The 21,304-nt window shown below is 64.0% G+C and carries 21 protein-coding genes and 1 pseudogene; 17 read left to right on the plus strand and 5 right to left on the minus strand.

All coding sequences use genetic code 11. The annotated features are described in order from the left end of the window. Nucleotides 1-48: 48 nt before the first annotated feature. Nucleotides 49-858 (plus strand): annotated as a pseudogene (locus AC0L3D_RS31800) (peptidylprolyl isomerase); the annotation flags it as partial. A gap of 79 nt (nt 859-937) precedes the next feature. Here the strand turns inward: AC0L3D_RS31800 and AC0L3D_RS31805 are convergent. Then, nucleotides 938-1,579, minus strand: a complete 642-nt coding sequence (locus AC0L3D_RS31805) for a TetR/AcrR family transcriptional regulator (protein ID WP_051505619.1) — start codon at nt 1,577-1,579, stop codon at nt 938-940. Between the two features lie 195 nt (nt 1,580-1,774). Here AC0L3D_RS31805 and argJ point away from each other — a divergent pair, with 195 nt between their 5' ends. From argJ to AC0L3D_RS31830, 5 genes are all read left to right on the plus strand, one after another. After that, nucleotides 1,775-3,016: a bifunctional glutamate N-acetyltransferase/amino-acid acetyltransferase ArgJ gene (gene argJ / locus AC0L3D_RS31810; protein ID WP_473630091.1), complete on the plus strand. Its 1,242-nt coding sequence runs from the start codon at nt 1,775-1,777 to the stop codon at nt 3,014-3,016. Continuing rightward, nucleotides 3,016-3,795 carry a GNAT family N-acetyltransferase gene (locus AC0L3D_RS31815; RefSeq protein ID WP_473630092.1) on the plus strand — a complete coding sequence of 260 codons (780 nt, stop codon included), beginning with the start codon at nt 3,016-3,018 and terminating at the stop codon, nt 3,793-3,795. Before argJ ends, AC0L3D_RS31815 begins: the two co-directional genes overlap by 1 nt. Continuing rightward, entirely contained in the window at nt 3,792-4,214 is a 423-nt protein-coding gene (locus AC0L3D_RS31820) for a (deoxy)nucleoside triphosphate pyrophosphohydrolase (RefSeq protein ID WP_023797288.1), read from the plus strand. Before AC0L3D_RS31815 ends, AC0L3D_RS31820 begins: the two co-directional genes overlap by 4 nt. A gap of 112 nt (nt 4,215-4,326) precedes the next feature. After that, on the plus strand, nt 4,327-4,668 hold the full coding sequence (locus AC0L3D_RS31825) for a hypothetical protein (protein ID WP_023797289.1): 342 nt from the start codon (nt 4,327-4,329) through the stop codon (nt 4,666-4,668). Between the two features lie 98 nt (nt 4,669-4,766). Beyond that, nucleotides 4,767-4,946 carry a Flp family type IVb pilin gene (locus tag AC0L3D_RS31830; protein WP_473630093.1) on the plus strand — a complete coding sequence of 60 codons (180 nt, stop codon included), beginning with the start codon at nt 4,767-4,769 and terminating at the stop codon, nt 4,944-4,946. Nucleotides 4,947-4,974: 28 nt separating this feature from the next. Here the strand turns inward: AC0L3D_RS31830 and AC0L3D_RS31835 are convergent, their stop codons facing one another. Continuing rightward, nucleotides 4,975-5,862 carry a methyltransferase domain-containing protein gene (locus tag AC0L3D_RS31835; RefSeq protein WP_473630094.1) on the minus strand — a complete coding sequence of 296 codons (888 nt, stop codon included), beginning with the start codon at nt 5,860-5,862 and terminating at the stop codon, nt 4,975-4,977. A 53-nt stretch (nt 5,863-5,915) separates the two neighbouring features. On the opposite strand from AC0L3D_RS31835, the gene AC0L3D_RS31840 reads away from it, so the two are divergent. From AC0L3D_RS31840 to AC0L3D_RS31855, 4 genes are read left to right on the plus strand one after another with little or no spacing between them, the layout of a single operon-like run. After that, nucleotides 5,916-6,701 (plus strand): ComF family protein, encoded by a 786-nt coding sequence (locus AC0L3D_RS31840; RefSeq protein ID WP_473647028.1) that lies wholly within the window; start codon nt 5,916-5,918, stop codon nt 6,699-6,701. 27 nt (nt 6,702-6,728) lie between these two features. After that, on the plus strand, nt 6,729-6,998 hold the full coding sequence (gene grxC / locus AC0L3D_RS31845) for a glutaredoxin 3 (protein WP_027153348.1): 270 nt from the start codon (nt 6,729-6,731) through the stop codon (nt 6,996-6,998). Nucleotides 6,999-7,008: 10 nt separating this feature from the next. Continuing rightward, nucleotides 7,009-7,890: a carbon-nitrogen hydrolase family protein gene (locus AC0L3D_RS31850; RefSeq protein ID WP_473630112.1), complete on the plus strand. Its 882-nt coding sequence runs from the start codon at nt 7,009-7,011 to the stop codon at nt 7,888-7,890. Continuing rightward, complete coding sequence (locus tag AC0L3D_RS31855; RefSeq protein WP_473630113.1) at nt 7,887-8,312, plus strand: DUF1178 family protein; 426 nt, start codon at nt 7,887-7,889, stop codon at nt 8,310-8,312. The genes AC0L3D_RS31850 and AC0L3D_RS31855 overlap by 4 nt, the downstream gene beginning before the upstream one ends. A gap of 146 nt (nt 8,313-8,458) precedes the next feature. Here AC0L3D_RS31855 and AC0L3D_RS31860 read toward each other — a convergent pair whose 3' ends face one another. Both AC0L3D_RS31860 and AC0L3D_RS31865 read right to left on the minus strand, forming a co-directional pair. After that, the gene (locus tag AC0L3D_RS31860) at nt 8,459-8,725 is read right to left on the minus strand and encodes an ankyrin repeat domain-containing protein (protein WP_473482546.1); all 267 of its coding nucleotides are present in this window, start codon (nt 8,723-8,725) and stop codon (nt 8,459-8,461) included. Continuing rightward, nucleotides 8,722-9,213, minus strand: a complete 492-nt coding sequence (locus tag AC0L3D_RS31865; protein WP_287245796.1) for a MarR family winged helix-turn-helix transcriptional regulator — start codon at nt 9,211-9,213, stop codon at nt 8,722-8,724. Before AC0L3D_RS31865 ends, AC0L3D_RS31860 begins: the two co-directional genes overlap by 4 nt. An 88-nt stretch (nt 9,214-9,301) precedes the next feature. Between AC0L3D_RS31865 and AC0L3D_RS31870 the strand changes: the two genes are divergently transcribed. Beyond that, nucleotides 9,302-10,231 carry a DMT family transporter gene (locus tag AC0L3D_RS31870; protein ID WP_287286337.1) on the plus strand — a complete coding sequence of 310 codons (930 nt, stop codon included), beginning with the start codon at nt 9,302-9,304 and terminating at the stop codon, nt 10,229-10,231. 19 nt (nt 10,232-10,250) lie between these two features. Here AC0L3D_RS31870 and ubiG read toward each other — a convergent pair whose 3' ends face one another. Further along, a complete protein-coding gene (gene ubiG, locus AC0L3D_RS31875) occupies nt 10,251-11,000 on the minus strand; it encodes a bifunctional 2-polyprenyl-6-hydroxyphenol methylase/3-demethylubiquinol 3-O-methyltransferase UbiG (protein WP_473630114.1) in 750 nt (249 codons plus the stop codon). Nucleotides 11,001-11,358: 358 nt separating this feature from the next. On the opposite strand from ubiG, the gene AC0L3D_RS31880 reads away from it, so the two are divergent. The 6 genes from AC0L3D_RS31880 (at nt 11,359) to clpB (ending at nt 21,277) form a co-directional block, all read left to right on the plus strand. Further along, nucleotides 11,359-12,612, plus strand: coding sequence for an aspartate kinase (locus AC0L3D_RS31880; protein ID WP_023797301.1), 1,254 nt, complete (start codon nt 11,359-11,361; stop codon nt 12,610-12,612). Nucleotides 12,613-12,793: 181 nt separating this feature from the next. Further along, nucleotides 12,794-15,064: a phosphoenolpyruvate--protein phosphotransferase gene (gene ptsP, locus AC0L3D_RS31885; protein WP_473630115.1), complete on the plus strand. Its 2,271-nt coding sequence runs from the start codon at nt 12,794-12,796 to the stop codon at nt 15,062-15,064. Nucleotides 15,065-15,073: 9 nt separating this feature from the next. Further along, the gene (prfA, locus tag AC0L3D_RS31890) at nt 15,074-16,153 is read left to right on the plus strand and encodes a peptide chain release factor 1 (RefSeq protein ID WP_473630116.1); all 1,080 of its coding nucleotides are present in this window, start codon (nt 15,074-15,076) and stop codon (nt 16,151-16,153) included. Between the two features lie 140 nt (nt 16,154-16,293). Continuing rightward, a complete protein-coding gene (gene prmC, locus AC0L3D_RS31895; protein ID WP_473630117.1) occupies nt 16,294-17,184 on the plus strand; it encodes a peptide chain release factor N(5)-glutamine methyltransferase in 891 nt (296 codons plus the stop codon). 302 nt (nt 17,185-17,486) lie between these two features. Then, entirely contained in the window at nt 17,487-18,446 is a 960-nt protein-coding gene (locus tag AC0L3D_RS31900; RefSeq protein WP_473630118.1) for a DUF4167 domain-containing protein, read from the plus strand. 224 nt (nt 18,447-18,670) lie between these two features. Beyond that, entirely contained in the window at nt 18,671-21,277 is a 2,607-nt protein-coding gene (gene clpB, locus AC0L3D_RS31905; RefSeq protein WP_473647030.1) for an ATP-dependent chaperone ClpB, read from the plus strand. Nucleotides 21,278-21,304 lie beyond the last annotated feature (27 nt).

Genomic DNA, 21,304 nt, shown 5'->3' on the forward strand with positions numbered 1-21,304 from the left:
GGCCCCCGCAGGGGCGGGGGTTAAATAGATTTCTGGTCACAAGACCACCCACCCCCCCCCGCCCAGCCGGCCGCGCCGGTCGATCCGAACGCCGTGGTCGCCACGATCAACGGCCAGTCGCTGACCGAGGCAGATCTTGCGCTTGCCGAAGGCGAGTTGTCGCAGCAGTTCGCGCAGATGCCGCCCGAACAGCGCCGCGCCGCAGCCCTTTCGGCAGCGATCGAAATCAAGGTCATGGCCGCCCAGGCGGTCACCACCGGCCTCGACAAGGATCCCGACTTCCAGCGCCGCATGGCGTTCCTGCAGCAGCGCGCCCTGCATGGCGAAATGGTCGAGAAGGATGTCGTCGGCAAGATCACCGATGCCGAGGTTCGCGCCCGCTACGACCAGGAAATCGCCAACACGCCGCCGGCCAACGAGGTCCATGCCCGTCACATCCTCGTGAAGACGAAGGAAGCGGCCGATGCGATCATCAAGCAGCTCGATGGCGGCGCCGATTTCCAGAAACTCGCCAACGAGCACACCAGCGATCCGAGCGGCAAGACCAGCGGCGGCGATCTCGGCTGGTTCGGACCCGGTCAGATGGTGCCGGAATTCGACAAGGCGGTGTTCGCGCTGGCGGTCGGCAAGTACACCGAGCAGCCGGTGCAGTCGCAGTTCGGCTGGCACGTCATTCAGGTCGAGGACAAGCGCGCCAAGCAGCCGCCGGCCTTCGACCAGGTCAAGGATCAGGCCCGTCAGGCAGTCATCCGCGACAAATACATCGCGCTGGTCAAGTCGCTGCGCGCCCAGGCCAAGGTCGAGATCCCGGACGAGAAGCTGAAGAAGACGGTCGACGCGCTGGAAAACACGAAGTAGGCGAGGGCGAGGCTAGGGCAGTCGGTTCTTCCCTTCTCCCACAACAAGGGGAGAAGGGAAGCGCGGCGCCGAGATCGCCCTATCCTACGATGCGTCGACGCCTTGAACGCTGCCGGATCGCCGGCGGCGAGTTCCCCGGTGGAGCTATGCCCTTCAACAGATAGCCAACCGCCTTGCGCAGCGTCGTTTCGTCTTCGTCGAGGCGATTGGTCAAAAGATGCGTCCAGGCAAACGAGGCGACCAGGTCGGCGACGAGCGTGGAATCGACGTCGGCCGCGACTTCGCCTCTTGCCTTGGCGCGTTCGATCATCTGGCCGGAATGGGCATGGCGTCCTTTGGTGTATTCGGCAAGCACGGCGGCCACGGTCGCGTCCGACTGCGCCTCGGCGATCAGCGATCTGAAGATGCTGCCTGACGATGTTTCGCGCCAGTGCGAGAAGAGGCTTTTGAGGAAGCCGACGAGATCGTCCTCGAGGTTGCCAGTATCGGGATAGTCGACGCGCTTTAGCCGCTGATAGACGTCGAACAGCAAGGCGGCCTTGCTCGGCCACCAGCGATAGATTGTCGGCTTTCCCGCACGCGCCCGCCGCGCCACCGCTTCGATCGAGAAGCCGGAATAACCGGCCTCGACCAGAACTGCCTCGGCGGCGTCGAGAATGGCGTCGGCGCTGTCGGGGTTGCGCCGCGCGCCGATCGACCTGCGCCCCCGATCCAGCCCCATCCTGTTTTCCTTCGATGCTTTTTCGTCGGCAGATCGTACACGCTCTCTCGACGAAACGAAACGGTCCGTTTCGCGCAACTGAGCGTTTCGTTTCGATGAGAAAGGGCATGTGCCCAACCATCAAACGCCCTTGCGCCGGCGCCCGCTATCGGGCAAACCGGCGTTCCCGTTGCGTTTTTCCCGCCCGAGGTCTTCATGTCAGCCACGATTTCGCCGCTTGCGCCGAAGAAATATCCCAAAATGCCTGACATCGAGGGCGTCCGCATCGCCACAGCCGAGGCCGGGATAAAGTACAAGAACCGCACCGACCTGCTGACCATGGTCTTCGATGCCGGCACCACGGTCGCCGGCGTGTTCACCAAGTCGAAATGCCCGTCGGCGCCGGTCGATTTCTGCCGGCAGAATCTTTGCGCCGGCAAGGCGCGCGTCCTGGTCGTCAATTCCGGCAATGCCAATGCCTTCACCGGCAGTAAGGGCCGAGCCTCCACGGTAATGACCGGCGAAGCTGCGGCCAAGGCTGCGGGCTGCACGCCGGACGAGGTGTTTCTGGCCTCGACCGGCGTCATCGGCGAGCCGCTGGATGCCGGCAAGTTCGGCCATTTGCTCGCCGGACTGGTCAAGGACGGCAGGCCGGACCTGTGGACCGAAGCCGCCAAGGCGATCATGACCACCGACACCTATCCGAAACTGGCGACCGCGACGGTAAAACTCGGCGACGCCGACGTCACCATCAACGGCATTGCCAAGGGCGCCGGCATGATCGCGCCCGACATGGCAACGATGCTCTCCTTCATCGCCACCGACGCGCCGATCGCAGCCCCCGTGCTGCAGGATCTTTTGTCGCGCGGCACCGCCATGACGTTCAATGCGGTCACCGTCGACAGCGACACCTCGACCAGCGACACGCTGCTGATGTTCGCCACCGGCACGGCCGCCCGACGCGGCGCGCCTGATATCACGAATGCCGGCGATGCGCGCCTCGGCGCCTTCCGCCGCGCGCTCGGCAAGGTGCTGAAAGCGCTGGCACTGCAAGTGGTGCGCGACGGCGAGGGCGCGCGAAAACAGGTCGAGGTCACCGTCACCGGCGCGAAATCGGCCCGCTCGGCCAAGCGCATCGCGCTGTCGATCGCCAATTCGCCGCTGGTCAAGACGGCGGTCGCCGGCGAAGACGCCAATTGGGGCCGCGTCGTCATGGCCGTCGGCAAGGCCGGCGAACCGGCCGACCGCGACCTGCTGTCGATCTGGTTCGGCGACATCAGGCTGGCGCATCAGGGCGAGCGCGACGCCGCCTACTCCGAGGAGGCGACGTCGGCCTACATGAAGCGCGACGAGATCCGCATCCGTGCCGATATCGGCATCGGCCGCGGCAAGGCGACGGTGTGGACTTGCGACCTCACCAAGGAGTATGTCGCCATCAACGGCGATTATCGGAGTTGATGGCGTTGGTTTCCAGACATTCGGCAAGCGTGCTTGCCATCGTGCGCCGCTACGAGGCGGCCGGCTTTCGCGCCTGGCCGGCGGCGGCCGTGCATTATGACGGCACCTGGGTGGTGCGGCTGACGGCGGGCCATCCGGCCAAGCGGCTGAATTCCGTCAACCCGCTCGATCCGGGCGACATCCAGCACATTGCCGATCGCATCGGCCGCGCCAGCCGCCGTTTCGACGCCTATGGCCGGCCGCTGACCTTCCGCATATCGCCGCTGTCGGGGCCGATCCTTGCCAAACATCTCGACAGCGAGGGCTGGAGCACATTCGACGAATCGCTGGTGATGCGGCTGCCGCTGGCGGACGCCCAGCTCGATGCCGCCATGGACCAGATCCCGCTGAAGGACATCAGCCGCTTCATCGGCGCGGCGCTCAAGGTAAGCGGCTCGGATGTGTCTCTGCGGCCGGGCCTGTCGGAGATCATCGGCGCCATCCAGCCGGAAGCCGGGCTGTTCGCGCTCGAAGACGGCACCGAGCCGCTGGCGACGCTGATCTGCGTCCATGACGGCGATCTTGCCGGGCTGTTCGAGATCGCCACCGACAAATCGGTGCGCAACCAGGGCCATGGGGGGCACATCATCCTGTCGGCGCTGAAATGGGCACGGCTGCGCGGCGCCGGGGAAGCCTGGCTGCAGGTCGAGGCCGACAACGCGCCGGCGCTGGCGCTTTATCGTTCGCTCGGGTTCGACGAAGTCTATCGTTACCATTATCGCCGGCCGCCCGGCGCATGACCGGCCCGCACCCTGTCGGCAAGCGCCTGCTCCTGGTCGCAGCCTGCGCGCTGGTCGATACCGACGGCCGCGTGCTTCTGGCGCAGCGCCCCGAAGGCAAGCAACTGGCCGGCCTGTGGGAGTTTCCGGGCGGCAAGGTCGAGCCCGGCGAGACGCCGGAAGAATGCCTCATCCGCGAATTGTACGAGGAGATCGGCATCGAAACCGATATTCCCTGCCTGGCGCCGTTCACCTTCGCCAGCCATTCCTACGATGATTTTCACCTGCTGATGCCGCTGTTCGTCTGCCGTCGCTTCCGCGGCATCGCGCAGCCGAAGGAGGGGCAGGTGCTGAAATGGGTGCGGCCGCGCCAGATGCGCGATTTTCCGATGCCGCCGGCCGACGCGCCGCTGATCCAGTTCCTCATCGATCTTCTGTGATTTTGCCCTCCGAGACATAGACAACGTTAATGGAAGATTTATCTGGCCGTGAAAAAATGACGGCAGAAATCGAAGGAAGGTCGTGTCCAGGCCTTCGCCGGAGGGCGGTTGCATGAGCCTCGACAGGGACTGGGATTCGATCCGACCCGACCGCAGCTTTAGGGCTGCCGGCATGGGAATATTGCGGATCACGCTTTTGTTCGGCTCGGCCGCGGTGGCGCTGGCCCTGATCGCCACGCCCTTGCTCGACAACCGGACGCGATCAGCCCGCGACGATTTTGCCGGCGGCCTCGACAGGATGAGCACAGGGTCGGTTGAAAGCACGGGTTCGATTGGAAGCACGGGCTCGACCGGCCGTCGTGATACCTACACGCTGCGCAGGAGCGTGCTGCAGCCGCTGCCCACTTCGATCTGCGTGATACGCGACAATGGCCAGCGCAGCGGCGACTGCTGACACCGGCCAAAGCGGTGCTTTCATCGCCTGTTAAGCCTGTGTCATTAACCTTTCTTAACAGGTCCGCGCTAGGGTTCCGGCAAGCGGGATCGAGGGCCATGAAAACATTGGTGCAACGATTTTGGGAAGACAAGACCGGCGCGACGGCTGTCGAATATGGGCTGATCGTGGCCGTGCTGTCGCTTACCATCGTAGGCGGCGTCGGCAAGGTCGCCGACGCAATCACGTGGCTGTTCAGCGACAATGCCAGCAAGCTTGTGAAGGCTTTCGCGCAGTAACCGACCAGCCGCGTCCATAATAAACCGGTCAGCGCCGGCCGGGATTTTCCAGGATTGTCTTCAGCGACAGTTTTGCCGAGCCCGGCTTCAGCGGTTTTTGCTGCGAGGCGTCGGGCGCCCAGCCTGACATCCAAACGATCGGAAAACTCGCCCTGACGCGGCCATCGGCATCCGAAAATCGTTCGGCATAGATTTCGGCGGCGCGGGCAAACAGCTTTCGTGTGGCCGGTCGCCTGCTGCGGTCGATGAGCGCGCTGGTCTCGCCCATCGCCCGCAGGTCCGCCATCAGGCCGAACAGGGAATCGTAGCGCACCGTCACCGTCTCGACGTCGGCGACGGGCAAGGCCAGACCAGCGCGTTGCAAAAGCGCGCCGGCGTCGCGCACGTCGGTGAACGGGATGACGCGCGGGCTGGCGCCGCCGTAAAACTCGGTCTCGGCGGCGAGCAGGCATTCGCGCAGCTCGGAAAGCGTGCCGGCGCCGGCAAAAGCGCCTAGGAAAAGACCGTCCGGCTTCAGTGCGCGGCGGATCTGCACCAGCATGCCGGGAATGTCGTTCATTGCCTGAAGCGACAAAAGCGACACCGCGAGGTCGAGGCATTCCGGCTCGAATGGCACGGTCTCCAACGGCGCCACCAGTCCTGCGGCATCGCCCCCCGCCCCGTCGCCCAGGAAAGCCGCATCCGCCTCGACGCGCACGATGTCCGCCACCTTGCCGCTTGTCGCGAGCACGTCGACTGCCGCCGGCGTCTGGCAAAACAGGACGGCCGCCCTGTCGAATTTGCGTTCCACTGCGCCCAGCCGGTCGGCGAGTTCCTCGGCCGCCCGCCGCATCAGGAAGTCCGCGCCGGCAGCCGGGCTGGCGAGGGCCCGGCGCTTGTGCGCCAGCCAGAGAGAAGTATCGACTATAGGTTGCAACTGACAGTTCCTGGTTTCCGCACTCTGATATAGGGTGGCGGAGAAAGAACCACGTGGCCGATCCAATGCCGGATATCAAGAGTGTCGCTCGAAAGGCGTTGGACTGGCCGGCGCGCATCCTGTTTCCGCCGGTTTGCGCCGGTTGCCGACGGCATGTCTCGCAGCCCGGCGTGCTGTGCGGCGCCTGCTGGCCGAAACTCAGGCTTCTGGAGCGGCCATGGTGCCCGGTGATGGGCACGCCATTCACCCATCATATGGGCGAGGGGTTCCTGTCGGCCGAGGCGATCGCCGACCCGCCGCCCTTCGAGCGGGCACGGGCCGCGGTCGCTTACTCAGGGGTCGCCCGCCAGATGGTGCAAGGGCTGAAATACCAGGACCGCACCGATCTGGCGCCGTGGATGGCGCGCTGGATGCTGCGCGCCGGTGCCGAACTGATCGCGGAAGCCGATGTGGTCGTGCCGGTGCCGCTGCACTGGCGGCGCTTTTTCAGGCGTCAGTTCAACCAGTCGGCGGAACTGGCAAGGGCGGTATCGCAGCTTGGCGGCCTGCCTTTCGCGCCCTCCGCGGTCAGGCGCGTCAAACTCACCCGCCAGCAGGTCGGGCTGGAGCGACGGGAACGCGAAGAAAATGTGCGTGCCGCCTTCAGAGTGCCGGAGGAGGCCGAGATCGAGATCGCCGGCCGCCGGGTGCTCCTGATCGACGATGTCTGTACCACCGGCGCCACTGTCCGCGCCGTCGCCAAGGCGCTGAAGAAGGGCGGTGCCGGGACCGTCGACGTGCTGACCTTTGCGCGCGTGCTGCCGGGGGACTTTCGGGCCGACGAGTCCGCGACTATATAGATTGGGAAAAGGCAGGATTGCTGACCGATGGTCGACGTGACGATCTATACACGGATGATGTGCGGCTATTGCGTGGCGGCCAAGCGGCTGCTCGAGCGCAAGGGTGTCGCCTACACCGAGCATGACGCCTCCTTCTCGCCGGAACTGCGCCGGGAAATGATTTCCCGCGCGAATGGCCGTTCGACCTTTCCGCAGATATTCATCGGCGACACACATGTCGGCGGCTGTGACGATCTCCATGAACTGGAGGCAGAGGGTCGGCTGGACCGTCTGCTCGCCAATGGCTCGACGAATTGAGGACATGACGATGGGTGCTTTCAAGGCGGCGGCGATCCAGATGCGATCGGGTACCAGCCCCGAGCGCAACGCGGTCGATCTGGAGAGGCTGGTGCGCGAGGCCGCTGGCCAGGGTGCGACCTATATCCAGTCACCGGAAATGACCGGTGCGCTGATCCGCGACAGCCAGGCGCGGGCCGCCGCCTTCACGTCCGAGGACAAGGACATCATCGCTTCGACCGCGCGAAAGCTGGCTAAAGACCTTGGCGTCTTCCTGCATATCGGCTCGACCGCCATCCTGCGCGCTGACGGCAAGCTCGCCAACCGCGCGCTTCTGTTCGGGCCGGATGGCGCCACCATTGCCACCTACGACAAGATCCACATGTTCGACGTCGACCTCGACAATGGCGAAAGCTGGCGCGAATCCGCCGCCTACGAACCAGGCGCCGAGGCCGTCATCACCGAGATCAGCGGCGCTGGGATCGATGGGGCCAAGCTGGGTTTCGCCGTCTGTTACGATTTGCGCTTTCCGCAACTGTTCCGCGCCGAGGCGATGGCCGGCGCCGACCTGCTTTCGGTGCCCGCCGCTTTCACCCGCCAGACCGGCGAGGCGCACTGGCACGTGCTGCTGCGGGCGCGCGCCATCGAGAACGGCGCCTATGTCGTTGCCGCGGCGCAAGGCGGCCTGCACGAGGACGGCCGCGAGACCTATGGCCATTCGCTGATCGTCGATCCTTGGGGCCGTATCGTCGCCGAAGCGTCACATGACGAACCGGCGGTGATCGTCGCCGAGATCGAGCCGGCGCAGTCGGCCGCCGCGCGCAAGAAGATCCCGAATCTGAAAAATTCACGCGACTTCGCCGTGAACGCCACTCCGGTCGAGGCGCAAAGTCTCAGGGGTGCGGCGTCTTGATTCGCTTTTCACTGATCTGTGACCACGAGCATGAATTCGAAGGCTGGTTTCGCAGCAACGACGATTTCGACACCCAGAATAAGCGTGGCTTCGTCGATTGCCCGACCTGCGGCTCGCACAAGGTCGAGAAGGCGTTGATGGCGCCGGCCGTCTCCACCGGGCGCAGCCGAGAAAAGATCGCGCTCGCCATGGGCGAGGCCCAGAAGCAGGCGTTGGCGCAATTGAAGGCGATGGCCGAGAAGGTGCGCGAGAACGCCGACTATGTCGGCGACAAGTTTGCCGAGGAGGCGCGCAAGATCCATTTCGGCGAGAGCGATCCGCGCGGCATCTATGGCGAGGCGACGCTGGAGGAGGCCAAGAGCCTGGCCGAGGACGGCGTCGAATTCATGCCGGTGCCGGCATTCCCGGAGGATCGTAACTGATAGACTGGTGTGACGGTTGGTACCGGGACGGGATTACGCTTCGACCCGTTGCGGTCCTTGGACCATGTCGCAAACCGGATTATGCGAATCGGGCGCGAAACTGTCGCTTTAATCGGGGTTTTCGCGACAGTCGCAAAATCCGCCGCCTATGTGCGGGTGATCGGCCAACATCCGGACATGGTGGCAAAGGCTGCCGCATAGCTGGCGTTGCCCGCATGCGACTTCTCGGCACCGCGTTTTAGAAGAAGTTCGATCGAGGCGGCGTCAATGGCATCGGGCGCTGCGATGTGAAGAACCGTCTGCCCCGCCTTGTCCTGTGCGTTGATATCGATGCCCTGCGACAACAGGAGGTCGAGGATCGCGACCTCCTGCGGAAACGTCGCACGGATCGGCACCAACCGCCTGATCTTCACCCCCGGCTGACGCTCCCTATCAACTTCTCAAGCAGGCCAGCGAGTGTGTCCTGTTCGGCGCGCGTCAGCCCGGAAAGTATCTCGTGTTCGTTGGCGACGTGAGCGGCGACAGCCTCATCGACCAATGCCAGACCTTTATCGGTCAGTTGCACGACAACCCCGCGCCGGTCGTTGGGATGCGGCCCGCGTTTGATCAATCCGGTTTTCTCAAGCCGGTCGAGCCGGTTGGTCATGGCGCCCGACGTCACCATCGTCGCCTCATAGAGGGCAGTGGGCGTCAGCGCGTAAGGTGATCCGGAACGGCGCAGCGTCGCCAGCACATCGAATTCCCCGGATTGCAGCCCGAAACGCGCAAACAGCGGAGCGAGGTGCTCTCGTGCAATCAGCGACGAGGCTTCGCTCAACCGTCCAAGCACGGCCATCGGAGAAACATCCAGATCCGGCCGCTCTCGTTTCCACTGCTCGATCGCCTTCGCGGCGCGATCCATCTATCTCACCGTTAAATATCTTGACGTTAAGAATGTTTGCATTATCTTACCTCAAGACAAAAGAGCCGCAAGGACAATAAGGTTCGTTATGAAATTTCTCTGGGATTCAGCGCTCGGTCTTTTGCTCGTCACCGGCGGCCTGCTCGGCCTGACGCTGCCGTTCGGCAAGATCGCTACGGCGGCCGGTGTTTCGGCCATGGTCTGGGCCCTCGTCATCTCGCTCGGCGCCGGCGGCGTGCTTTTGTGCGTCCTGCTGCTGCGCGGGCAGCGCATCCGGCTCACCCCGCACAGGCTGCGCTATTTCTTCGTCACCGCAGCGGTGTCCTACGCCTTTCCCAATCTGTTGATGTTCTCGACCATTCCGCATCTCGGCGCCGGCTACACCGGTATCATGTTCACGCTGTCGCCGGTGGTCACACTGGTGTTTTCGATCCTGCTCGGCGTCCGGCGTCCCAATCTGCTTGGTATCGTCGGCATTGCCGTCGGCTTCGTTGGTGCTGTCATGGTGGCGGTGACGCGCGGCGAGGCTGGCCAGCCGGCCGAATTTTTCTGGGTGGCGGCGGGGCTGCTCATTCCGGTCAGCCTTGCCGCCGGCAATATCTACCGCACGGTCGACTGGCCGCTAGGGACCGGACCGATCGAGCTTGCCGTCGGCAGCCATCTGGCATCGGCCGCGCTGCTTGTTTGCGGCATCTTCACGCTGCAGGGCGGCGGTTCGCTCGCCCTGCTCGCCGGCGCGCCGCTGGTCGTCGTCGGGCAGGTCGCATCAGCCGCGGCGATGTTCGCTTTCTTCTTCCGGCTGCAGGCGGTCGGCGGCCCGGTCTATCTCAGCCAGATCGGCTATGTCGCGGCGGCGGTCGGATTGTCTGCCGGGACGATGTTTCTCGGCGAGCACTATCAATTGCTGACCTGGGCCGGCGCTGCCATCATTGTCGCCGGCGTGTTCATCACCACCAAGGCGCAAAGCCAGATCGCCCCGAAGACGCAAAGTCAGACGGGTGAGAAGGTGGCGGCGTGAGAAGGCGTCGTGAGAAAGTTCAGGCGGGTGCCTTCTCTGCCAGAACCATGTAGTTGACGTCCATGTCCTTCGAACGCTGCCAGCGGTCGGCGAGCGGATTGTAGGTGACGCCGGTGCGGTCGATGATGGTCAGGCCAGCGCCGGCAAGCGCCTTTTCCAACTCGTCTGGCCGCACCAGCTTGCCGAACTGGTGGGTGCCGCGCGGCAACCAGCGCAGCACATATTCGGCGCCGATAATGGCCAGACCGAGCGCCTTCAGCGTGCGGTTGATGGTGGCGACGACCATGATGCCGCCGGGCTTGAGCATCTCGCCGCATTTGGCCACGAACAGGTCGATGTCGGCAACATGCTCGACCACTTCCATGTTGAGGATGACGTCGAATTTCTCACCGGCGTCAGCCAGGTCCTCTGCTGTCGTGGCACGGTAATCCACCGTCACGCCGACCTCCGCCGCATGCAGCCTGGCCACTTCGATGTTGGTGGCGGATGCGTCGGCGCCGACCACTTCGGCGCCAAGCCGCGCCATCGGTTCGCACAACAGCCCGCCGCCGCAGCCGATGTCGAGGATGCGCAGGCCCTCGAACGGCCGCGCCGCGCGCGGGTCGCGGCCGAAGCGCCCCGCCACCTGGTCGCGTATATAGGCAAGCCGGATCGGATTGAACTTGTGCAGCGGGCGGAATTTGCCGTTCGGATTCCACCATTCGGCGGCAAGAGCGGAAAAACGCTCCACTTCTCCGGCATCGATCGTCGATCGTCGGGGTTCTGGCATCGTGGTCTCCCGCAGACTCAAAAATTCAGAGCGCGATCGGGCGCAAAACCGGATACCACTTTTGCTGATCGCGCTCTGGTGCGCTAGGAAGTCGGTCGAGAGCCGGCGAATGTCAAGGCAGCAAATTTCGGCTGTTGCCGGCTGCGCCTCTGCGACAGGCGTTCGGGTAGGCGCGTTGCGCTCGTATGTCGCCTTCGTCGCCTAAGGGGGCAAGCAGGGGGGGCAAGCGGAGGCACGCCTTGCGAAACCCAAAGCATTTGGCTAAGGAGGCCGCAAATTCAGCGGCTGGCCCAGCCCGACGCTCCGTTTCCGTTTTTCGGCCGCCGTTTCGGCACCCAGTCAAAGGCATTTCGCTTCCATGGCGCGCATCGTGATGAAATTCGGCGGAACCTCCGTCGCCGACATCGTCCGCATCCGCAATGTGGCGCGCCATGTCAAACGCGAGGTCGATGCCGGCCATGAGGTCGCGGTGGTCGTCTCGGCGATGGCCGGCAAGACCAACGAGCTCGTGCAGTGGACGCGCGAAGCCTCGCCGATGCACGATGCCCGCGAATATGACGCCGTCGTTGCCTCCGGCGAGCAGGTGACTGCCGGCCTGCTGGCGATCGCGCTGCAGAACATGGGCGTCCATGCCCGTTCCTGGCAAGGCTGGCAGATCCCGATCAAGACCGACAATGCGCATGGCGCGGCGCGCATTCTCGACATCGACGGCGCGTTCCTGATCAAGCGCTTCGGCGAGGGCCAGGTGGCGGTGGTCGCCGGCTTCCAGGGCATCGGCCCGGACAACCGAATCGCGACGCTCGGCCGCGGCGGCTCCGACACCAGTGCCGTCGCCATCGCGGCGGCGGTCAAGGCAGACCGCTGCGACATCTACACCGACGTCGACGGGGTCTACACCACCGACCCGCGCATCGAGCCGAAGGCGCGGCGGCTGGCCAAGATTTCCTTCGAGGAAATGCTTGAAATGGCCTCGCTCGGCGCCAAGGTCCTGCAGGTACGCTCGGTCGAGCTTGCCATGGTGCATAGGGTGCGTACTTTCGTGCGGTCGTCGTTCGACGATCCCGACGCGCCGGGAATGGGGGATTTGCTCAATCCGCCCGGAACGCTTATTTGCGACGAGGAAGAGATCGTGGAACAGCAGGTCGTCACCGGAATTGCCTACGCCAAGGACGAAGCGCAGATTTCGTTGCGCCGTGTCGGTGACCGGCCCGGCGTCGCCGCCGGCATTTTCGGGCCGCTGGCCGAAGCCAACATCAATGTCGACATGATCGTCCAGAACATTTCCGAGGACGGCAAGTTCACCGACATGACCTTCACCGTGCCGTCCGGCGATGTCGACAAGGCGCTTGCCGTGCTCGAGCGGCTGAAGACCACGATCGGCTATGACGTCGTGCAGTCGGAAGCCGGCATGTCGAAAGTCTCGGTCATCGGCATCGGCATGAGGAGCCATGCCGGCGTCGCCGCCACCGCCTTCAAGGCGCTGGCCGACAAATCGATCAACATCCGTGCGATCACGACATCCGAGATCAAGATTTCGATCCTGATCGACGGTCCCTACACAGAACTTGCTGTTCGCACTTTGCATTCCATCTACGGTCTGGATAAGCAGTAGCAGACTGCTCGGTCCGGAAATCGGAGGTCGATCTTCGGAAAGCACGATGCAGCAGTTCGAAGTCTTGGAGCGTCCTTTGTGGGTCCAATTGGACCGACGCCGCTCTATTTGAGTTGTTGCGTGAGCGCCGGCCGCGGGAGAAACTGCGGCGGGCATAATGTCCATTGGAGAACAAGCCGCGATGCGTGATACGGCCAGTGGCCCGCGCGTTTTGCTGAAACGGCTCCGCGAGCTCATGCAGGAGCCGCTGGAGCCGCAGGAGCGGCTCGACCGCATCGTGCGCGACATCGCCGCCAATATGGTCGCTGAAGTGTGCTCGCTCTACGTGCTGCGCGCCGATTCGGTGCTCGAACTCTATGCCACCGAGGGCCTGAATCCGAAGGCCGTCCATTTGGCGCAGCTCAGGCTGGGGGAAGGCCTCGTCGGCACGATCGCGGCCTCGGCACGGCCGCTCAATCTCTCCAACGCGCAGGAACATCCAGCCTTCGCCTACCTGCCGGAGACGGGGGAGGAGATCTACAATTCCTTCCTCGGCGTGCCGGTGCTCAGGGCGGGGCGCACGCTCGGTGTGCTGGTCGTCCAGAACAAGACCATGCGCCACTATCGCGACGACGAAGTCGAGGCGCTGGAAACGACGGCGATGGTGATCGCCGAGATGATCGCCACCGGCGACCTTGCCCGGCTGACCCGGCCCGGCCTCGAACTCGATCTGCGCCGCCCGGTGAGCTTTACCGGCCTGTCCTTCAACGAGGGCGTCGGACTTGGCCATGTCGTGCTGCATGAGCCGCGCATCGTCGTCACCAATCTGTTCAACGAGGACAGCGATGAAGAGATCAAGCGGCTCGATGCGTCGCTCGGTTCGCTCCGGCTCTCCATCGACGACATGCTGGAACGCCGCGAAGTCGCCTTCGAGGGCGAGCACCGCCAGGTGCTCGAAGCCTATCGCATGTTCGCCAACGACAGCGGCTGGGTGCGCCGGTTGGAAGAGGCGGTACGCAACGGCCTGACGGCGGAAGCGGCGGTGGAAAAAGTGCAGAGCGACATGCGTGCCCGCATGCTGCACATGACCGATCCTTATCTGCGCGAGCGGATGAGCGATTTCGACGATCTCGCCAACCGGCTGCTGCGCCAGCTGATGGGGCGCGGGCCGGACGATGTCGCGGTCTCGCTGCCGAAGGACGCCATCATCGTCGCCCGCTCGATGGGGGCCGCCGAACTGCTCGATTATCCCAGAGACAAGCTGCGCGGGCTGGTGCTGGAGGACGGCGCAGCGACCAGCCACGTCGTTATCGTGGCGCGGGCCATGGGCATACCGGTTGCGGGCCAGATGAAGGGCGCCGTTTCCATGGCGGAAAACGGCGACGCCATCATTGTCGACGGCGAAGAAGGCGCCATCCACCTGCGCCCCCAGCCGGACCTCGAAGCCGCCTATGCCGAAAAGGTCCGCTTCCGGGCGCGGCGGCAGGAGGTCTATCGCGAGCTGCGCAAGAAGCCGTCGATGACCAAGGACGGCGTCCAGGTCGACCTTTTGATGAATGCGGGCCTGGCCGTCGATCTGCCGCAGCTTGCCGAGGCCGGCGCCGCCGGTATCGGCCTGTTCCGCACCGAGCTGCAGTTCATGGTCGCCTCGACCTTTCCGCGGGCGGAAGCCCAGGAACGACTCTACCGTGACGTGCTCGACGCGGCGCGCGGCAAGCCGGTGACATTCCGCACCATCGATATCGGCGGCGACAAGGTGCTGCCCTACTTCAAGGACACGATCCAGGAAGAGAACCCGGCGCTCGGCTGGCGCGCCATCCGCCTGACGCTCGACCGGCCGGGCCTGTTGCGTACCCAGATCCGAGCGCTTTTGAAGGCATGCGGCGGGCGTGAACTGAAGCTGATGCTGCCGATGGTGACGGAGCTCGGCGAGATCGCCCAGGCGCGCGAAATCGTCGATCGCGAAGTGCGGCATCTGTCGCGTTTTGCCCATCATCTGCCGACCAGCCTGAAGCTCGGGGCCATGCTGGAAGTGCCTTCGCTGCTGTTCCAGCTCGATGAGCTGATGAAGGCCGTCGATTTCGTCTCGGTCGGCTCGAACGATCTGTTCCAGTTCGTCATGGCGGTCGATCGCGGCAACACGCAGCTGGCCGACCGCTTCGATGTGCTGTCGACGCCGTTCCTGCGCGCGCTGAAGCAGATTGCCGACGCCGGGGTGCGCAATCAAACCCCGGTGACCTTGTGCGGCGAGCTGGCCGGCAAGCCGATCTCGGCGATGGCGCTGATCGGCCTTGGCTACCGATCGATCTCGATGTCGCCGGCCTCGATCGGTCCGGTCAAGGCGATGCTGACGGAACTGCCGCTGGCCGAGCTGGAAGCGTTCTTCGACGACAATCTCATGGCGCCGGCCCAGGGGTTGCCGATGCGGGCGCTGCTGCAGGCCTTTGCCGACGACCGCTCCATTCCGCTATAGACTTTCGCCATGATCAACCTGCCCCGCGACCGCATGGACCAAGTCGTCAAGCGTTTCGACATGCTCGAAGCGCAAATGTCGGCCGGGCCGGCGGCGGACGCCTATGTCAAGATGGCGTCGGAATATGCCGACATGCAGGAGATGGTGGCTAAGATCAGGGCGCTGCGCACCGCCGAGCATGAACAGGCCGACCTGCAGGCGATGCTCGCCGACAAAAGCACCGATGCCGAAATGCGGGCACTGGCCGAGGCCGATCTGCCGGAGGTCAAGGAACGCATCGAAGCGCTGCAGAAGGACATCCAGATCCTGCTTCTGCCCAAGGATGCCGCCGACGACAAGAATGCCATCCTCGAAATCCGCGCCGGCACCGGCGGCGACGAGGCGGCTCTCTTTGCCGGCGACCTGTTTCGCATGTACGAACGCTATGCCGCGGGACGCGGCTGGCGTTTCGAGACGGCGTCGGCCAGCGAGGGCGAGGTCGGCGGCTACAAGGAAATCATCGCCACGATTTCGGGCAAGGGGGTCTTTGCCCATCTGAAATTCGAGTCCGGTGTGCATCGTGTGCAGCGCGTGCCGGCGACCGAGGCCGGCGGGCGCATCCACACCTCGGCGGCGACGGTTGCCGTGCTGCCTGAAGCGGAAGAGGTCGACATCGACATCAGGGCCGAAGACATCCGCATCGATACGATGCGCGCCTCGGGTTCGGGCGGCCAGCACGTCAATACCACCGATTCGGCAGTGCGCATCACCCATCTGCCGACCGGCATCATGGTCGTACAGGCGGAGAAGTCGCAGCACCAGAACCGGGCCAAAGCCATGCAGATCCTGCGCGCCAGGCTTTACGACCTCGAGCGCAGCAAGGCTGACGAGGAACGCTCCGAATCGCGCAAATCGCAGGTCGGTTCGGGCGATCGCTCGGAGCGCATCCGCACCTATAATTTCCCGCAGGGCCGCGTCACCGACCATCGCATCAATCTGACGCTCTATAAGCTCGACCGGGTGATGATGGGCGAACTCGACGAGATCATCGACGCGCTGATCGCCGATCACCAGTCGAAGCTGCTCGCCGATATCGGCCTCGATGGCTGACACTCTGCCCAGTAGGCCGGTGTGGCTTTGAATTCGAAATTCGTATCACGTTGGGGCAGCGCAATGACGAATTTCGGATTCAAAATCACACCAGCAGATTGCTGGTATCTAGGTGGTGGATTTGAGGTCCCTGGACGCTGATGCCAACAAATAGCAGGAACCTCAAATCCACCACACTAGGGCTGCTGCTGAAAGCGGCGCGGGCACGCCTTGCTGCGGCCGCAGTCGCCGATCCGGCGCTGGATGCGAGGCTGATCGTCGAACATTTTTCCGGTACGACCCGCACACAAGCCATCGCCGATCCCGAATGCGGTGTCGACGCCGGCGCGATTGCCGCGATCGATGCAGCCTTGAGGCGGCGGGTCGCCGGTGAGCCGGTGCATCGCATCCTCGGCCATCGCGAGTTCTATGGCTTGCGCCTGTCGCTGTCACCGGAAACGCTGGAGCCGCGACCGGACACCGAAACGCTGGTCGAAGCGGTGCTGCCCTTCGTGAAGGCGACAGCGGGACGGCAGGGCGAGTGCCGCATCCTTGATCTCGGCACCGGCACCGGCGCCATCGCGCTGGCGCTGCTCAGCGCCGTTCCGGCGGCGGTCGCCACCGGGGTCGATATTTCGCAAGGCGCGCTGGTGACCGCCATGCGCAATGCCGGGGAATTGGGGTTGGCCGATCGGTTCCAGGTGCTCAAATCCGACTGGTTCGAAAAAGTTTTTGGCCGATACCATGTAATTGCCGCCAACCCGCCCTATATAGCGTCCATAGACATCGAAAATCTGCAGGGCGAAGTCCGCGATTTCGATCCGCGCCAAGCCCTCGATGGCGGCGTGGACGGTCTGAGTTCCTACAGGATTATCGCCGCCGAGGCGGCAGGTTTTTTGGAAGCCGAGGGCAGGATTGCGGTCGAGATCGGCCACACCCAACGTAAAGAGGTCACGGGCATATTCTCCGCAGCCGGCTATATGCCGGCGGGGGTATTCCGCGACTTTGGCGGAAACGAGAGGGTTCTGATCTTTGAACTGACAAAGCCGTGATGCAGTGCAAAAAAAGCGCTTGGCAATGCCGGGGAATGCGGCTAGGGTCGCTTAACCGGATGAGACGAAGCAGGCAGTGCTCTTAGCGATTCGGTTTCCTTGGAAATAGCTGCCTTCTTGCGCAAACGACGCCCAAGCTTCGTGCGGGAATCGTCCGGCAAGTGATGTAACCGGAACAGGATGACACGTGGCGCCAACGCAATCGATGCGGGCGAACGCCGGTGAAGAGACGAAACGGCTGGCTGCATGAGCGCCTCCGTTCGTGAAAAAGTTTTCGAAAATTTCAAAATGAAGAGAGTCGAATGAGGCCACAACAGCAGAACAGGCGCATGCGCGGTCGCAACAACAATGGCGGCGGCAACAACAATAACAACAACCGCAAGGGTCCAAATCCCCTGACGCGCAATTACGAGAGCAACGGTCCGGACGTGAAGATCCGCGGATCGGCTCAGCAGATTGCCGAAAAATACGCAACCCTTGCCCGTGACGCGCAAAGCTCCGGCGACCGGGTGATGGCGGAAAACTATCTCCAGCACGCCGAGCACTACAATCGCATCATCGCTGCCGCGCAGGCGCAGCTGCCGATCCAGAGCGCTCAGCAGAACCGCGACGATTTCGACGATGACGGCGACGAAGATCGCGACGAGTTCGACAATGCCGGCAACAGCAATGTCGGCGAGACTGCGGCTCCGGTGGTCAACCACGGTGCAGGCCCGCAGCCGGTCATCGACGGCACGCCGGCCGAATTGACGTTCAACCAGGAAAACGGCCGTGACAATCGTGATGCCAGTGGGCGTGATGCCAGTGGGCGCGATGCCGGCGGGCGAGACAACCGCCATCGCGACCGTCGCCCCAATGGCGGCTACGGCCAGAACGGCCAGCGCGGCGAATTTGGTGCGCGCGGCGAGCAGGGCGGACAGCGCGGTGATCAGAACCGGCGCAACGAGAGACCGGTTCAGAACGAAACCCCCGTGCAGGTGGAAGCTGTGTCTCCGAACGAGCCTGTTTCTGTGGCCGAACCCGCGCCGCAGTTCGAAAGCTTTTCGCCAGCGGCTCTGGCTGCCCAGGCCGAGATGAACGAAGCCGCCGCCGAAAGCGGCGCTGCCCGCCGCCCCAGGCGTCCGCGCCGTCCGCGCGTCAATGCTGATCAGGTGGCTGATCAGGTGGATGGCGGTAACGACAATGCTGGCGGCGGTAACGTGAATGCTGCTCCGGCGGAAGACGCCGGTGGCGAGCCCACCATCGTCGACGTCAACAACTGATCGAGCAAAGCCCAGACATTCCTGGACGGCGGAGAGAAATCTCCGCCGTTTTTGTATGTGCGCCCCCCGGGAAATATTATGAGTCCGCCGTTATCGGGACGTCTTGAGGGTCCGTGGATTGCGCCCCATATCTCGCGTGAACAGGACCCGGCTCGAACGGGCGGGTCCGTCACCGCAATCTGATCCGGTGCCGCAAAGCGGGCCGGTGACGGAAGGAGACAGATATGAACCTTGAAAAATATTCCGAGCGCGTGCGCGGCTTCATCCAGTCGGCGCAGACCCTGGCGCTCTCGCGCAACCACCAGCAGTTCACCCCCGAACACATATTGAAAGTGCTCGTCGACGACGACGAGGGCCTGGCACCGTCGTTGATCGAGCGCGCCGGCGGCAGCGTCCGCGACGTCAAGCTGGGCGTCGAGACGGCACTTGAGGCAATGCCCAAGGTGGAGGGCGGCAACGGCCAGCTCTATCTGGCGCAACCGCTGGCCAAAGTGTTCTCGACCGCCGAGGAACTGGCAAAGAAGGCCGGCGACAGCTTCGTCACGGTCGAGCGGCTGCTGACGGCGCTGGCGGTCGAAAAATCCGCCAAGACCGCCGACATCCTGACCAAGGCCGGCGTGACGCCACAGGCGCTGAACCAGGTGATCAACGACGTCCGCAAGGGTCGCACCGCCGATTCGGCGAGCGCCGAGCAGGGCTATGATGCGCTTAAGAAGTACGCGCGCGATCTCACCGCCGACGGTCGCGCCGGCAAGCTCGACCCGGTCATCGGCCGCGACGACGAGATCCGCCGCACCATCCAGGTGCTGTCGCGCCGCACCAAGAACAATCCGGTGCTGATCGGTGAACCAGGCGTCGGCAAGACGGCGATCGCCGAAGGGCTGGCGTTGCGCATCGTCAATGGCGATGTACCGGAATCGCTCAAGGACAAGCAGTTGATGGCGCTCGATATGGGATCGCTGATCGCCGGCGCCAAATATCGCGGCGAATTCGAGGAGCGGCTGAAGGCGGTTCTTTCGGAAGTCACCGCTGCGGCCGGCGGCATCATCCTGTTCATTGATGAGATGCACACGCTGGTCGGCGCCGGCAAGGCGGATGGCGCCATGGATGCATCGAACCTGTTGAAACCGGCGTTGGCACGCGGCGAACTCCACTGCGTCGGCGCGACGACGCTCGACGAATACCGCAAGCATGTCGAGAAGGACGCCGCCCTTGCCCGCCGCTTCCAGCCGGTCTTCGTCAATGAGCCAACAGTGGAGGACACGGTCTCCATCCTGCGCGGCCTGAAGGAGAAGTACGAGCAGCACCACAAAGTGCGCATCTCGGATTCGGCGCTGGTCGCGGCAGCGTCGCTGTCCAACCGCTACATCGCCGACCGCTTCCTGCCGGACAAGGCGATCGACCTTGTCGACGAGGCCGCGTCGCGGCTGCGGATGCAGGTCGATTCGAAGCCCGAAGCGCTGGACGAGATCGACCGCCGCATCATGCAGCTCAAGATCGAGCGTGAGGCGCTGAAGGTCGAGAAGGACGACGCGTCGAAGGACCGGCTCGCCCGGCTCGAAAAGGATCTTTCCGCCCTGGAAGAGGAATCGACCGAACTGACCTCGAAGTGGCAGGCCGAAAAGCAGAAGCTCGGGCTCGCCGCCGACCTGAAGAAACAGCTCGACGAGGCGCGCAACGAGCTCGCCATCGCCCAGCGCAAAGGTGAATTCCAGCGCGCCGGCGAGCTTGCCTATGGCAAGATTCCGGAGCTCGAAAAGAAGCTGACACAGGCCGAGGCGCAAGACGGCAAGGTCGGCATGGTCGAAGAGGTGGTCACCCCCGATCACGTCGCCCACATCGTGTCGCGCTGGACCGGCATTCCGGTCGACAAGATGCTGCAAGGCGAGCGTGACAAGCTGCTGCGCATGGAAGACGAAATCGGCAAGCGTGTCGTAGGCCAGGGCGAGGCGGTGCAGGCCGTGTCGAAAGCGGTTCGCCGTGCCCGCGCCGGCCTGCAGGATCCGAACCGGCCGATCGGTTCGTTCATGTTCCTCGGACCGACGGGCGTCGGCAAGACCGAACTGACCAAGGCGCTTGCCAGCTTCCTGTTCGACGACGAGAGCGCCATGGTGCGCATCGACATGTCGGAGTTCATGGAGAAGCACTCGGTCGCCCGGCTGATCGGCGCGCCTCCCGGCTACGTCGGCTATGAGGAGGGCGGCGCGTTGACCGAAGCGGTGCGGCGCCGCCCCTACCAGGTCGTGCTGTTCGACGAGATCGAGAAAGCGCATCCGGACGTGTTCAACGTGCTGCTGCAGGTGCTCGATGATGGCCGCCTGACCGACGGTCAGGGCCGCACGGTCGATTTCCGCAACACGCTGATCATCATGACGTCGAACCTCGGCGCCGAATATCTGGTCAGTCTCGGCGAGAACCAAGACGTCGATGTCGTCCGCGACGAGGTGATGGGAGTCGTCAGGGCGTCGTTCCGGCCGGAGTTCCTCAACCGCGTCGACGAGGTGATCCTGTTCCACCGGCTGCGCCGCCAGGATATGGGCCGCATCGTCGAGATCCAGCTCAAGCGGCTGGAAAGTCTGCTCGTCGATCGCAAGATCACGCTTTCGCTGGATCAGGAGGCGATCGGCTGGCTGGCCGCCAAGGGCTACGATCCGGCCTATGGCGCGCGACCGTTGAAGCGGGTGATGCAGAAGGAACTGCAGGATCCGCTGGCGGAGAAGATCCTGCTCGGCGACATCCTCGACAGTTCGACCGTCAAGGTCACCGCTGGTTCCGACCGGTTGAACTTCCGGTCGAAGCCGACGATCGTAGCGACCGAGGCGGCGGCCTGATTTTCGAGGCCGCCGCATAATCAAAAA

Source organism: Mesorhizobium sp. WSM4837 (assembly GCF_055811435.1).